This window comes from Vibrio sp. 10N.222.46.A1 (assembly GCF_041473595.1).
Taxonomy (GTDB): Bacteria; Pseudomonadota; Gammaproteobacteria; order Enterobacterales; family Vibrionaceae; genus Vibrio; species Vibrio tasmaniensis_A.
The window spans coordinates 1-13,051 of record NZ_JBFRSN010000034.1 but is presented as its reverse complement, the minus strand read 5'-3'; the positions used below and the strand labels follow the sequence as shown (position 1 = coordinate 13,051).

At 44.9% G+C, this 13,051-nt stretch carries 15 protein-coding genes; 12 read left to right on the top strand and 3 right to left on the bottom strand.

All coding sequences use genetic code 11. From position 1 onward, the window contains the following. Positions 1-370 (bottom strand): GTP-binding protein (locus AB4496_RS01510; protein ID WP_372130513.1); only part of this gene is annotated, 370 nt, incomplete at its 3' end. Positions 371-388: 18 nt separating this feature from the next. Next, entirely contained in the window at positions 389-1,333 is a 945-nt protein-coding gene (gene cysD / locus AB4496_RS01505) for a sulfate adenylyltransferase subunit CysD (RefSeq protein ID WP_226974827.1), read from the bottom strand. A gap of 415 nt (positions 1,334-1,748) precedes the next feature. Between cysD and AB4496_RS01500 the strand changes: the two genes are divergently transcribed. The 11 genes from AB4496_RS01500 (at position 1,749) to AB4496_RS01450 (ending at position 11,708) form a co-directional block, all read left to right on the top strand. Beyond that, on the top strand, positions 1,749-3,725 hold the full coding sequence (locus tag AB4496_RS01500) for a bifunctional 2',3'-cyclic-nucleotide 2'-phosphodiesterase/3'-nucleotidase (RefSeq protein ID WP_102257871.1): 1,977 nt from the start codon (positions 1,749-1,751) through the stop codon (positions 3,723-3,725). A 284-nt stretch (positions 3,726-4,009) separates the two neighbouring features. Next, entirely contained in the window at positions 4,010-4,597 is a 588-nt protein-coding gene (locus AB4496_RS01495; protein WP_102257872.1) for a DedA family protein, read from the top strand. After that, a complete protein-coding gene (locus tag AB4496_RS01490; RefSeq protein WP_102257873.1) occupies positions 4,594-5,727 on the top strand; it encodes an ATP-grasp domain-containing protein in 1,134 nt (377 codons plus the stop codon). Before AB4496_RS01495 ends, AB4496_RS01490 begins: the two co-directional genes overlap by 4 nt. A gap of 19 nt (positions 5,728-5,746) precedes the next feature. Next, entirely contained in the window at positions 5,747-6,289 is a 543-nt protein-coding gene (locus AB4496_RS01485; RefSeq protein WP_102257874.1) for a hypothetical protein, read from the top strand. A gap of 2 nt (positions 6,290-6,291) precedes the next feature. Then, positions 6,292-7,041 (top strand): NRDE family protein, encoded by a 750-nt coding sequence (locus AB4496_RS01480; protein WP_102257875.1) that lies wholly within the window; start codon positions 6,292-6,294, stop codon positions 7,039-7,041. 12 nt (positions 7,042-7,053) lie between these two features. Beyond that, a complete protein-coding gene (locus tag AB4496_RS01475) occupies positions 7,054-7,491 on the top strand; it encodes a YHS domain-containing (seleno)protein (RefSeq protein ID WP_012604897.1) in 438 nt (145 codons plus the stop codon). 10 nt (positions 7,492-7,501) lie between these two features. Then, positions 7,502-7,945, top strand: a complete 444-nt coding sequence (locus tag AB4496_RS01470; protein WP_004735264.1) for a hypothetical protein — start codon at positions 7,502-7,504, stop codon at positions 7,943-7,945. A 12-nt stretch (positions 7,946-7,957) separates the two neighbouring features. Continuing rightward, positions 7,958-9,712 carry a lysophospholipid acyltransferase family protein gene (locus AB4496_RS01465; RefSeq protein WP_102257876.1) on the top strand — a complete coding sequence of 585 codons (1,755 nt, stop codon included), beginning with the start codon at positions 7,958-7,960 and terminating at the stop codon, positions 9,710-9,712. Positions 9,713-9,783: 71 nt separating this feature from the next. Next, entirely contained in the window at positions 9,784-10,350 is a 567-nt protein-coding gene (locus AB4496_RS01460; protein ID WP_017067547.1) for a Crp/Fnr family transcriptional regulator, read from the top strand. Between the two features lie 57 nt (positions 10,351-10,407). After that, on the top strand, positions 10,408-10,860 hold the full coding sequence (locus AB4496_RS01455; protein WP_102257877.1) for a GNAT family N-acetyltransferase: 453 nt from the start codon (positions 10,408-10,410) through the stop codon (positions 10,858-10,860). Beyond that, the gene (locus AB4496_RS01450) at positions 10,860-11,708 is read left to right on the top strand and encodes a DMT family transporter (protein ID WP_012604900.1); all 849 of its coding nucleotides are present in this window, start codon (positions 10,860-10,862) and stop codon (positions 11,706-11,708) included. The genes AB4496_RS01455 and AB4496_RS01450 overlap by 1 nt, the downstream gene beginning before the upstream one ends. 59 nt (positions 11,709-11,767) lie before the next feature. On the opposite strand, the gene AB4496_RS01445 is transcribed toward AB4496_RS01450, so the two are convergent. Then, on the bottom strand, positions 11,768-12,346 hold the full coding sequence (locus AB4496_RS01445) for a LysM-like peptidoglycan-binding domain-containing protein (protein ID WP_102257878.1): 579 nt from the start codon (positions 12,344-12,346) through the stop codon (positions 11,768-11,770). Positions 12,347-12,559: 213 nt separating this feature from the next. Here AB4496_RS01445 and AB4496_RS01440 point away from each other — a divergent pair. After that, the coding region (locus tag AB4496_RS01440; protein ID WP_372130512.1) for an FKBP-type peptidyl-prolyl cis-trans isomerase at positions 12,560-13,051 on the top strand (492 nt) is incomplete at its 3' end.

The window sequence follows — 13,051 nt, the reverse complement described above, 5'->3', positions numbered from 1 at the left end:
CCATATTACGCGTGTACTGCTCATGCCCAGGGGTATCAGCAATAATGAATTTACGCTTTTGAGTCGAGAAGTAGCGATAAGCCACATCGATCGTAATCCCTTGCTCACGCTCAGCCTGCAAGCCATCAACAAGCAATGCCAAGTCAGGTTTCTCACCTGTGGTACCCACTCGTTGGCTATCCGAGTGAACTGCTGCTAGCTGATCTTCATAAATCTGTTTTGTATCATGGAGTAAGCGACCGATTAACGTACTTTTACCGTCATCTACCGAGCCACAAGTTAAAAATCTAAGCATAGATTTATGCTGATGCTGACTTAGATAACCTTCAATCCCTAGTTCAGCCAATTCGGCTTCTACTGCACTATTCATTTTTCTTTCCTTAGATTCTTAGAAATAACCTTGGCGCTTTTTCAGCTCCATAGAGCCCGACTGATCATGGTCAATCGCTCGACCTTGACGCTCACTGGACGTCGCCACCAGCATCTCTTCAATAATGCCTGTTAGCGTATTCGCCTCAGATTCAACGGCTCCGGTTAGTGGGTAACAGCCCAAAGTACGGAAGCGAACGCTTTTCTCTTCAATCACTTCACCTTCTTGCAGTTCCATACGGTCATCATCAACCATGATCAGCATGCCATCACGCTCAACCACAGGACGTTTATCAGATAGATAAAGCGGAACAATATCGATACTCTCTAGGTAGATGTATTGCCAGATATCAAGCTCAGTCCAGTTAGATAGTGGGAAGACACGAATGCTTTCGCCCTTATTAACCTGACCGTTGTAGGTGTGCCAAAGCTCTGGACGCTGGTTTTTTGGATCCCATGTATGGTTCTTATCACGGAAAGAATAAACACGCTCTTTTGCTCGAGATTTTTCTTCATCACGACGCGCACCACCAAAAGCCGCATCGAACCCATACTTGTTTAACGCCTGCTTAAGGCCCTGTGTTTTCATGATGTCAGTGTGCTTAGAAGAACCATGTACGAACGGGCTACACCCCATCTCAATACCTTCTGGGTTCTTATGTACTAAAAGGTCGAAGCCGTACTTTTTAGCCGTACGATCACGAAACTCAATCATCTCGCGAAATTTCCAATCCGTATCAACGTGCAATAGTGGGAATGGAATCTTGCCTGGATAAAACGCTTTGCGAGCTAAATGAAGCATCACAGAAGAATCTTTACCGATGGAGTACATCATCACTGGGTTATCAAACTCAGCAGCAACTTCACGGATAATATGAATACTTTCCGCTTCAAGCTGTTTTAGGTGGGTTAAACGTTCTTGGTCCATTTCAGTGCTTCCTTTAAGGCTCGCAGTACGAGCAATTCATTACTTGGTCTTGCCAAGCAAGGGATTTAACTCATCCACTTAAGTGAATGGGAGTATTGGCACTAGAAGAAAACAGAAGCTTCGTTTTGAGCTATCCTTGCTATTCATCTGCCTGATACGTCCTTGATATAGGCATTATGACGAGCCTCTCATATTACTGGAAATTCTAAAATTTCATTTTTTATTCGAAAAGCTGATAAGGGATGAGATTCATCGATAAATAGGTGAAATGAATGGGCTAATATTATCGATATCAGTTGCGCATCGATTGAGCAGCTTTGGGAGGCGCCTTGCAGAACACTATAAAGTAATCGATCTAAGTCACGAATTAACATTCGTTGTAATCATTGTTTCATTCCATTTTGTTACATTACGCAACGAATTTTCTACTAATCCACTTTGGAGCTCCAAAATGAAAGTTGCAATGAAACCTTTGTCATTGGCTGTACTTGCTGGTCTTGGTCTGACTTTAGCAGGCTGCACAACAACACCAGATACCGATGAAGTGATTAAATTACGTGTCGTAGAAACGACGGATATCCATACCAACCTAATGGATTACGACTACTACAAAGACAAGCCGTCGAAAAAAATCGGCTTAGCACGTACTGCAACTCTAGTAAAAGAAGCTCAAAGCGAAGTAACCAACAGCGTATTAGTTGATAACGGTGACTTGCTGCAAGGTAGCCCAATGGGTGACTACATGGCAGACAAAGGCATCGAGGCTGGCGAAGTTCACCCTGCATATAAAGCAATGAACCAACTAAGCTACGACGCTGCAAACCTAGGTAACCACGAATTCAACTACGGTCTTGAGTTCCTAGAAGAATCTATTAACGACGCTGATTTCCCGTACATCAGTGCTAACGTTTACGACGCAGAAACCAAAGAACACTACTTCACGCCATACATCATCAAGACGCACACCTTTGAAGATACTGCTGGCGTAGAACATGAAGTAAAAGTGGGTTACATCGGTTTTGTTCCACCACAAATCATGACGTGGGATAAGAAGAACCTTGAAGGCAAAGTGATCGCTCGCGATATCATTGAGACAGCTAACGAGTTAGTGCCTCAAATGAAAGCGGAAGGCGCTGAAGTAATCGTTGCTATCCCTCACTCAGGCGTATCAACTGACCCGTACAAAAATGGCGAAGAGAACTCAACGTTCTACCTATCTGAAGTAGACGGCATTGATGCAATCGCATTTGGTCACTCTCACGCAGTATTCCCAGGAAAAGGTTTTGATGACATTCAAGGCATCAACAACGAAACGGGCACAATGAACGGCGTTGCGGCTGTAATGCCAGGCCGCTGGGGTAGCCACGTTGGTGTTATGGATCTAACACTTGCACAAAAAGACGGTAAGTGGGAAGTTGTTAAAGGCCAATCAGAAGCACGCCCAATCTACGACAAGGTAGAAAAGAAATCTCTTGCTGCTGCTGATGAAGGCATCGTTTCTGCACTAGAAAAAGACCACGCAGGTACTCGTGAGTTTGTTAACCAACCGATTGGTAAAGCAGACGATGTGATGTACAGCTTCTTGTCTCTAGTACAAGACGATCCAACTGTTCAAATCGTGAACCTTGCGCAAAAAGATTACGTTGAGCAGTTCATCCAAGGTGATCCAGACTTAGATGGCACACCTGTACTTTCAGCAGCTGCACCATTCAAAGCAGGCGGCCGTAAGAATGACCCAGCGAACTTCACTGAAGTTGAATCTGGTCAACTGACATTCCGTAACGCGGCTGACTTATACCTTTACCCGAACACGCTAGTTGCAATGAAGGTAACAGGCCACGAAGTAAAAGAGTGGCTTGAGTGTTCTGCTGGTCAATTCCAAAAAATAGATGTTAATTCGACCGCACCACAGCAGTTGGTTGAATGGGACGGCTTCCGCACTTACAACTTTGATGTCATCGATGGCGTTGAGTACCAAATCGATGTTACACAACCAGCAAAATACGATGGTAACTGTAAAGTTATTAATGAAGGCTCTGAGCGTATCGTAGGTCTAACTTACCAAGGTAAGCCAATCGACGTGAAGCAAGACTTCCTGATCGCAACCAACAACTACCGAGCATACAGCAATAAGTTCCCAGGTACGGGTGAAGACTTCATCGCATTTGATGCACCAGATGAGAACCGTACTGTTCTAGCAAACTACATCTCTCGAGTGAGCAAAGAGCAAGGTCAAGTGAGCCCAACGGCTGATAACAACTGGTCATTTGCGCCAATCAAAACGGATAAAAAGCTAGATATCCGCTTTGAAACATCTCCAAGCGACAAAGCGGCAGAGTTCATCAAAGAAAAGGGGCAATACCCGATGAAACGTGTTGCGACTGACGATGTTGGTTTTGCTGTTTACCAGATTGACCTAACTAAATAGATTACCTTGTAATCCATAGTTAACGTTCTGAAAGGCTGAGTTTAACGACTCAGCCTTTTTCTTTTGTTATTTATAAACCAAATCCACTGCCCTACTTTTCTCACCGTAAACGCCCGCTAATTCAATACCCAAACAGCGCGACTCAAACCGCCAATAAAATCAATCAAATATAAAAAAGCAGCAATCGCCTGTAAGTTTTTCTCCGCTCCTCCTGTCTATTTAATTTACTACACTCAATGAATGGTCATTAAGCCATTCATCTATGGGATAGATAAGGACATTTGATGAGCACCGTCGAGAGCATTCAAGCATGGTTAAATACGGGAGAGGAATCGCTGCTATGGCTGATGCTTGGCATTATCGCGCTTTCTTACTTGCTTGAAGATCTGGCGATTGTTACAGCGGCAGGTTTAGCAACTCAAGGACTCATGCTTCCTCAATATGCGTTGCTTGCCATTTTCATCGGCATTGCCACAGGAGATATCGGCCTCTATTACCTAGGTAAATCAGGACGTTATTTCCGAGGCGTTCGTTACAAAGCCCTCACCAACCGATACTTTCGTGCACTTCGCACTAAATTACGTCAAAACGCTTTCAGCAGCCTTTTTGTTATCCGCTTTATTCCCGGGCTTCGTACCGTCGGTTTTACCTTAAGTGGCTTTTTCGCAATCCCACTGCCTACTTTCTTGTTTGCCGTTATTAGTGCCACTGCGATCTGGACTGGCATTGTCTTCTCTGCCATCTACTATTTAGGGACATCAGCGTGGCTGCAAGCCTCTGAATATCAATGGATCATCATCCCGTGTGCCATCGCTTTGTTGTTTATCGGCAATCGATTAATGAATAGAACCTACTCTAGAGGATTATCATGAGTTCACCGCAAGATATTCGCATCATTCCAGCACATCAAATCAATGCAGGCATGCCCTTGCTTGAAAAAGATACCGTGCGCAGTGTCTCTCCTTATGAGTTTCTTCCAACTTGGTTCTTCTACACGCCAGTGGTGATTCAAAGCCTGATGCAAGGGTTACGGCACTTTGACTGGGCGCTGCCGCTCATCGCCAACCCGAGCATCAAGTTAAGCGGCATGGTAGGCGAATCAAAACACGAAATACTGAGCCTTGCCGGATCATCGAGTCAGCGCTGGATCTCTCCGTTTATCACCCTAACCAAAACGGATCTTAGCAGTAAGAAACAAGCTGAAGATGCACGCAGTGCACTCATACAATCGGATCTCGATTTCCCGATTGTGGCTAAACCGGATCTTGGCTGTCGAGGTGTTGGCGTTAAGCTGATCAACACACAAGATCAACTTGAACAGTATGTTGAATTTTTCCCAAATGGTGCTCGCTTTCTATTGCAAGAAAAGGCGCCTTATCAAGCTGAAGCGGGGGTTTTCTATGTTCGTTACCCAAACAAAAAGCAAGGTGAGATCATCTCGATCACACTCAAATATTCACCAATGGTGATGGGTGATGGCAAGTCGACACTCAAGCAGTTAATTGAAAATAGCCCGCGTGCTGGGCAACTCAGCCACCTGTATCTACCAAGGCATGAAGATAAATTGGATCAAGTGCTCGCAGAGGGCGAAGAGTTCCAACTCGCGTTCGCAGGTAGCCATAGCCGTGGCTGCATCTTCCGCGATGGCAATCAATACATTACTCAGGCTTTAACCGAACGCTTAGACGAAATATTCGACGACTTCGATGGCTTCCACTTTGGTCGACTCGACGTCAAATTCAAGGACATGCACAGCCTAATGAACGGCGAGGATTTCACTATCCTTGAGGTCAATGGCGCAAGCAGTGAGGCTGGGCATATCTGGGATCGCAACACACCATTGCGAGAGATATTTTCTACGCTACTCCTGCAATACCGCATTCTTTTTGATATTGGCGCTCAGCAAAAACAGCGAGGCCACCAGCCTCCTTCTTTTAAGAGCTTATATAACGCGTGGCAAGAAGAGCGACGTCTTGTTCAACAATATCCGACCACCGATTAACTTTGTACGAGGATCATGAATGAACCCCATAGCCCAACCGAGCGCCCTAACTTCTTTCTCTCCTAGTATCAAGGGAGCGGTAGAGATATTGAATCAGGGTTTAGAGTTTTTGTTAGCGATATCTGACAGCGACTATCTGACACGAGCAAAGCCGCACGTCACAAGTTCTATTGGTGAGCATACCCGTCACACGCTCGATCTTTTTCACGCTTTGATTTTAAAAGAGAATGCGACCGTTGATTACAACACTCGTCGTCGTGGTCACCCCGTCGAATTCGACAGGTCGATTGCGTTGAAAGAGATCCATTACGTGATCAACTGGCTTGAACGAATAGACCGCAGAGATCTCGAAGCGCCCATCATGATCCAAACCGAAGTTTCAATGGATACACAAGTGTTTGCCAGCCTGCCTTCTACGCTAGAAAGAGAGGTCACCTTTGCCGCGCTGCATGCCAATCATCATTACGCGATGATCAAGGTGATCACGACCTTTCTTGATGTCGAAACATGCAACACCTTTGGTTATGCCCCAACCACCAGCAGCTATTTGAGGGAGCAATAATCATGTGTTCAGTATCTTGGCTGCTTGAAGACAATGGCTATCAGGTCTTCTTTAATCGTGATGAACAAAAGACACGGACACTGGCGATGCCACCTAAACAATATCGAGTTAACGGCGTCGATATCATCATGCCACACGACCCAACCGGCGGTGGTAGCTGGATCAGTATCAATGAGTTCGGGCTTTCGTTATGCCTACTCAATAACTATCAAGGCATCGTACCTGATGGACTTTTAGTCAGCCGTGGTTTGTTACTCAAGAACCTATCATCGAGTCGTAATATCAGTCAGCTCTCTGAAGCATTTCATAAGCTCGATCTGCACTCTTTTGCCCCATTTACCTTGCTAGCTTTCGCGCCGAACTTAACTCAACACCATGGCTTGGTTATCGCCTATATGTGGGATGGCATTCAACAAAAAATAGTCGAAACCGACTCTCCGCTGTTCTCATCCGGTGTTGATTTAGAGCGAGTGCAAGCCTACCGACAAGAAAAATACGATCAGCTTATGACAACAGGTAAGAATCAGCAGAACTTACTTCAATTTCACTCTCACCATCATAGCGAACAGCCTCATTTAGCGACCTGTATGCATCGTGAAGACGCACATACGGTGAGCTTTACACACTTACGTAATCTACATGGCCAAGCCTCGATGTTTTATGCACCCGGCTCGCCTTGTGAACCCATTAAACCATGCCAGATAAATCAACAGCGTTTTACCTTCGATTTATCACCAGCAATCAATCTATAGATGGAGTCCATCATGAGAAAACTATTAACCATGGTCATGCTACTTGTTAGCCCTTACGTATTTGCCGCCGATGAAATCTACACCGGATTCTTTAGCAGCAAGGCGCTCGATGGCTACGACACTGTGGCTTATTTCACTTCAGGTAAGCCTATTGAAGGCAGTAAAAAATTCAGCACCGAGTACAAAGGCGCGGACTGGTATTTCTCTTCTGAAAAGAATCTGACTTTATTTGTTAATAATCCTGAAAAATATGCCCCTCAATATGGTGGTTATTGCGCTTGGGCTGTTTCAGCAAAAAGTGATTTTGCACCCGGAGACCCGAATCAATGGACGATTGTTGATAACAAGCTTTACCTCAACTACGACCAAGAGATTAAACAGCGTTGGGAACAAGACCGAGCACAACATATTCAAAAAGCCGACACCATTTGGCCGCAACTGATCAAATAAGGGAATAACCATGACATTCACTCCAGCTAAACATATTCCTGCGGCATTTATCGCTTTCGTATTTGTTCAGTCGCTGTTTTTTAAGTTCACAGGCTCATACGAGACTGAGCATATCTTTGGCACCTTGGCGACATGGTCTGGCTTAAGTTGGTTCGGTTCATTTGGCGGCTACTTGATTGGGTTCGCTGAATTGATTGCGGCCATTTTGCTGTTTACTCGTTGGCATGGCCTAGGTGCCATCATGAGTGTGGGGATTATGAGTGGCGCGATATTTTTCCATCTGTTTACGCCGCTCGGTATTCAAATGCCTGAGTTTAACGCAGCGGGTGAAATTGTCGGTTATGACGGCGGATTACTGTTTGGCATGGCATGTCTAGTATGGCTTTGCGGTGCATTTTTAAGTGTAAAAGATTTCAAGAATCAAGACGGTTTCCTAAACAACTTTAGTCAATAAGGTAGCTTCATTATGATTGATAGTCCTTTTCGTTTACCACGTTACACGCCTTTTGGTTTAGGTGAGTCTGTTGTCGAGTGGGCAACTGGGCTATCTAAGCTAGATAAGCTCTATCAAGATAGACCTGATGAGTTATCTAGCTTTGAATTCATGCATCACACCTTGTCAGCATTGAATATCGACTATTCCGTTTCAGCAGGCGCCACTGATAATATTCCCGAACAAGGGCCAGTAGTCATTGTGGCTAACCACCCGCTTGGTGCGATTGAAGGCGTGATCCTTGCAGATCTCGTAGGATCGGTAAGAAAGGATGTGAAGGTGTTGGCCAATGAGTTGCTCAAGCGACTGCCTGAACTGGATGATCTTTTCATTGGGGTCGATGTCTTTAACAGTAAAGAATCGAAACGCACCAATGCTAAAGCTATTCGAGATGCCAATCGTCATTTAGCAGACGGTGGACTCTTGATTGTGTTCCCTGCTGGCGAAGTATCGAGTTACCGTAAAGGGGCCAAGACACTAACAGACATCGAGTGGAGCAAATCAGTCGCAAAGTTTGTTAAGCGTCACCAAGCCACCACAGTGCCTATCTTTATCAATGGCAAGAACAGTGAGCTTTTCTACCAAGCGGGCCGTGTTCATCCACTACTGAGAACGGCTTTACTTGGCCGCGAACTTCTTAATAAACAGGCGACGACTATCTCTATCTCGATTGGCTCTTCGATTCCGTATTCAGAGATCAAATCGTTTGAACAAGAGATGGATATCGTCAACTACCTACGACTCAATACCTACCTAATGAGTCAACAAGATAGCCCGAATACGCCAATCCACGCGCCCTCTTTTGACACCCAAGTGATTGCGCCTATTCCACCAGAAGTGTTGGCAATAGAGGTCGATTCTCTTCCTGAAGAGATGAAGTTACTTGAGCAAGGGGACTTCGAGGTCTACTGTACGCCAAGCCAATCTATTCCTAACTTAATGCGCGAAATTGGTCGAGTTAGAGAAGAGAGTTTCCGAGAAGTCGGAGAAGGCAGCGGGCTTGCCTGTGATTTAGATGAGTATGACCTTTACTACCATCAACTGTTTGTGTGGAACAAAGCTAAGGCTGAACTGGTCGGGGCGTACCGACTTGGTATGGTCGACAAGTTGATCGCTGAGCACGGGCTTGACCAACTCTATTCCCGTAGTCTGTTTAACTACAATCAAGAATTCATCGATACCCTAGACAACAGTATCGAGCTTGGGCGTTCTGTAGTGAGCAAGCCTTATCAAAAGAGCCTTAACTCACTATTACTATTGTGGAAAGGTATCGCGGCCTTCGTGTATCGTCATCCTCAATACACTCACCTATTCGGCCCAGTCAGTATCAGTAATGATTACAGCCACAATGCGCGTCTGTTGATTGCGACGACCTTATCGATACATCATTATGACGAAGAAAAAGCAAACCTGGTTTCTCCTTCTTCACCACTCAATACCAGTAATCATGTGTTCTGGCAAAATCATCTGTTATCGTCATTGGCGAGTGTTCCTCTGCTCTCTAAAGTGTTAGCGCGTATGGAGCAAGGAAAAGGCCTGCCAGTACTACTCCGCCAATACCTAGGGATGAACGGTAAGTTGGTGTGCTTTAACGTCGACCCATCATTTAATGATGCTCTGGATGGCTTGATTGTGGTTAACCTTAAGAAAGTACCACTGAAAACTCTTGGTAAATACATGGGTAGAGAACTTGCTCAAGATTATCTAGCACAGCACGCTCGACGCTGATTTAGCCCGCTCTGTACCTAAACTCAAATAAGTGCGATGATTTCGACACTTATTTGGGTTAGGTTATTTCCATGCACACCTCTTTTATCGAACAACTACAAAGCTTCGACTTCTCTGAAAGTCAGATTGAATCTCTATTAGCCGTCGCGAAACCACTTGAGCTACCAACCAGACACATCCTGATCAATCAAGGTGAAATGGCGAGTTCAATCTACTTTGTACTTGAAGGCTTGTGCCACGCTTGTTATCTCACTGATGACGGCAAGCAATACAGCAAAGAGTTCTACTGGGAACAAGATTGGATCATCGGCTTTGAGAGTCTGATAAAAAACCAAGCGTCCCCTTACCTATTAGAAACGCTCACACCAATTACTATGTTAGAACTGCCAATGAACGCAGTTATCGAGTGGCGCGCATCAAACAACCCTTTGTATTTAAAGTTATTAGAAACTCAGCTGATGCATAAGGAAAACAAAGAACGCTTTATGCTGCTCTATACTCCAGAGCAACGCTATCAACTTTTCTGCGAACATTATCCCGACCTTGAACAGCGCTTGAACGACAATCAAATTGCTGCTTACCTCGGTATAACCGCGATCAGCCTGAGCAGAATCAAAGGTCGAATTAACAATAGTTAATGCCAACAATCATCGCACATAGTACATTCAGGGCATCGATAACCTCTGGATGTAAACATGATCACTTGGCACTCAATTCCCTTCTCTGAACTTTCAACACAACAGCTTTATCAACTACTTAAATTACGAGTAGATGTGTTCGTCGTTGAGCAAAATTGCCCTTATCCAGAGCTCGATGGTAAAGATACACTCGCAGGTGTTGAACACTTGCTTGGCTATGCTGATGAAGAGTTAGTGGCGTGTGCACGCTTGTTACCACCAGGAACTTCTTACGACTACACGAGCATCGGCCGAGTGGCGACTAAGCAATCGGCAAGAGGCGATGGTTTAGGGCATCAATTGATAAAAGAAGCGTTAACACGCTGTGAGGCTCTTTGGCCGAGCACGACTATCGATATTGGTGCGCAACAACACCTAGAAAACTTCTATGCGAGCCACGGCTTCAAAACGATCTCTGAGATGTACTTGGAAGACGATATTCCGCACGTTGATATGAGATTAGAGAAGTGATGTCGAATATCACTGTCGGTATCCTATTGCTGATTGCAGGTAACTTGTTTGCCTCGCTTTCCGACGTAGCGGTAAAACTGTTGAATGGCGAAGTGCCACCTCTTCAGTATATTTTTTTCCGACAGTTGATATCTCTGCTCATCATCACCCCTTTGTGGCTACAGCAGAAAAAGGAACAACGACGCTTACAGCAAGCCAAAGTGACCATCATACGCGGACAGCTAATACTAATTGGCAGTGGATGTATGGTTGTCGCGATTACCCACTTATCTTTGGCTACCGCCAACGCTGTATTTTATGTCGCGCCCTTATTGATGCTGCCTCTATCTATGTTTCTACTGAAAGAGCAACCAGCACTTGGCAAGGTCATCGCCACCACTATCGGTTTTATTGGTGCATTGATTGTCTTGAGGCCATCGCAATTTCATTGGGCTGCATTGTTTGCATTAGGCACAGCTCTGACGCTCGCACTGTTCAATGTATTGGTAAGAAAGCTTCCGAGTGAGCAAACGGTGATCACTACGCTGTGGTGGACAACGTTATTCTCTATTCCAGCATCATTGGTACTGTGCTTCCTATACTGGCAACCGGTATCGGTGGAGCATTTGGGATACATAGCACTCAGTGCAACGTTAATCTTGAGTTACAACGGCCTTGCGGTTGCTGCCTACCAAAAAGCACACTCTAGCCAAATTGCCTTGGCTGAGTATTCAGGACTGGTGTTTGTCGCGTTAATAGGTGCAATATGGTTTGATGAGATACCAGATACGTTAACCTTTATCGGTATTATGCTCATCATCTTGCCACTCGCCCCTTTCAAGCGACCAAAAAAAAGAGCTAATGCTTAGCTCTTTTCTATCGTTTATATGTGTCTGGTGAAGTGCTTTAACTCAGGTTCACTATTCATCTATTTACTGCGACCAAAGCCACCATCTGATAACCGGAAAAACATCACCGAAGTATTGCCTTTCTCAAGCTGAAGAATGTCTAGTTGCCCAGTCTCGGCTAGTTTGAATCGAACCAGCTGGCCTTTACGAATCTGGCTAAGCGGCTTGTCTGCACCTTCAATACGAACCAAAGCGTTAAGATCAGACAGCGGTAGATCATTATTTCGGAACACTTGAGCTAACGTATCTCCTTGCTTAACAAGATACTCTTGCCAACTGGTTGGCTCAGAAGAATTACTTTTAGCATTTTTCTGCTCGCTTAAGCCAACAGTATTTATCTCAAGCTCAACACGAGATGTTGCTGGTGCGTTGTCTACTTTAGGCTCTGGTAGCGGTGCAAACAATAAGATTAATATGATCGGCGAAATCACCATCAATAATTTCTGGTGTAATTTCGGCAATGATCCCCAAGTTTGCACTGTTGAGGTTTTCATTTTCTTTAGATCGATCGAGCTTAGTTTCTCTTTGACCTGATTCAGTCGGTCCTTGAACTCTGCTAAGTGGTCTACTTTCTGTTTTTTCTTTTGACGACGATTCATGCCACTGCGTCCTATACATTGAATAACTACAGTATAAAAACCAAAGTACCAACAGTATAGATCTTTCCGCGACAACAGAGAGCAAAGCAAGAAAATTGACATAGCTGTGATTTGGACACGGTAAAGCGTAAGTGATCAGAGGCTAGCCGTTTATTCAGGCTGCTAATACTGGTATTCTTACCCTTTTAGTACTGATAAAAAGAGTGACTTTTCATGTCTGAAGTAAAATTTGAAACTGTAGAGCAAAAAGCTAGCTACGGTATCGGTCTACAAATGGGCCAACAACTTGCTGGTTCTGGTCTTGAAGGCCTAAACGTTGATGCAATCGCTGCTGGTATCGCAACAGCTCTAGTTGGCGACATGCCAGCTATCGAAGTTGACGAAATCAACAACGCACTACAAGAGCTACACACTCGTGGTGAAGCTGCACGTCAAGAACTAGCTAAAGCTGCTGCTGCTGACGGCGAAGCTTTCCTAGCTGACAACGCTCTTCGTTCAGAAGTTACAGTTCTTGAGTCTGGTCTTCAGTACGAAGTACTAACTGAAGGTACTGGCGAAATCCCAACTGCAGACAAGCAAGTGCGCGTTCACTACCACGGCGAACTAACTGACGGTACAGTTTTCGATAGCTCTGTATCTCGCGGTCAACCTGCTGAATTCCCAGTAACTGGCGTAATTCAAGGTTGGGTACAAGCTCTACAAATG

Excerpts from the sequence above, each read along its gene's own strand:
- AB4496_RS01445 (WP_102257878.1), bottom strand. The coding sequence starts at position 12,346 with ATGAATCGTCGTCAAAAGAAAAAACAGAAAGTAGACCACTTAGCAGAG.
- AB4496_RS01475 (WP_012604897.1), top strand. The coding sequence starts at position 7,054 with ATGAGAAAACTATTAACCATGGTCATGCTACTTGTTAGCCCTTACGTA.
- AB4496_RS01460 (WP_017067547.1), top strand. The coding sequence starts at position 9,784 with ATGCACACCTCTTTTATCGAACAACTACAAAGCTTCGACTTCTCTGAA.
- AB4496_RS01455 (WP_102257877.1), top strand. The coding sequence starts at position 10,408 with ATGATCACTTGGCACTCAATTCCCTTCTCTGAACTTTCAACACAACAG.
- AB4496_RS01495 (WP_102257872.1), top strand. The coding sequence starts at position 4,010 with ATGAGCACCGTCGAGAGCATTCAAGCATGGTTAAATACGGGAGAGGAA.
- AB4496_RS01485 (WP_102257874.1), top strand. The coding sequence starts at position 5,747 with ATGAACCCCATAGCCCAACCGAGCGCCCTAACTTCTTTCTCTCCTAGT.
- AB4496_RS01470 (WP_004735264.1), top strand. The coding sequence starts at position 7,502 with ATGACATTCACTCCAGCTAAACATATTCCTGCGGCATTTATCGCTTTC.
- AB4496_RS01450 (WP_012604900.1), top strand. The coding sequence starts at position 10,860 with ATGTCGAATATCACTGTCGGTATCCTATTGCTGATTGCAGGTAACTTG.
- AB4496_RS01490 (WP_102257873.1), top strand. The coding sequence starts at position 4,594 with ATGAGTTCACCGCAAGATATTCGCATCATTCCAGCACATCAAATCAAT.
- AB4496_RS01500 (WP_102257871.1), top strand. The coding sequence starts at position 1,749 with ATGAAAGTTGCAATGAAACCTTTGTCATTGGCTGTACTTGCTGGTCTT.
- AB4496_RS01465 (WP_102257876.1), top strand. The coding sequence starts at position 7,958 with ATGATTGATAGTCCTTTTCGTTTACCACGTTACACGCCTTTTGGTTTA.
- AB4496_RS01480 (WP_102257875.1), top strand. The coding sequence starts at position 6,292 with ATGTGTTCAGTATCTTGGCTGCTTGAAGACAATGGCTATCAGGTCTTC.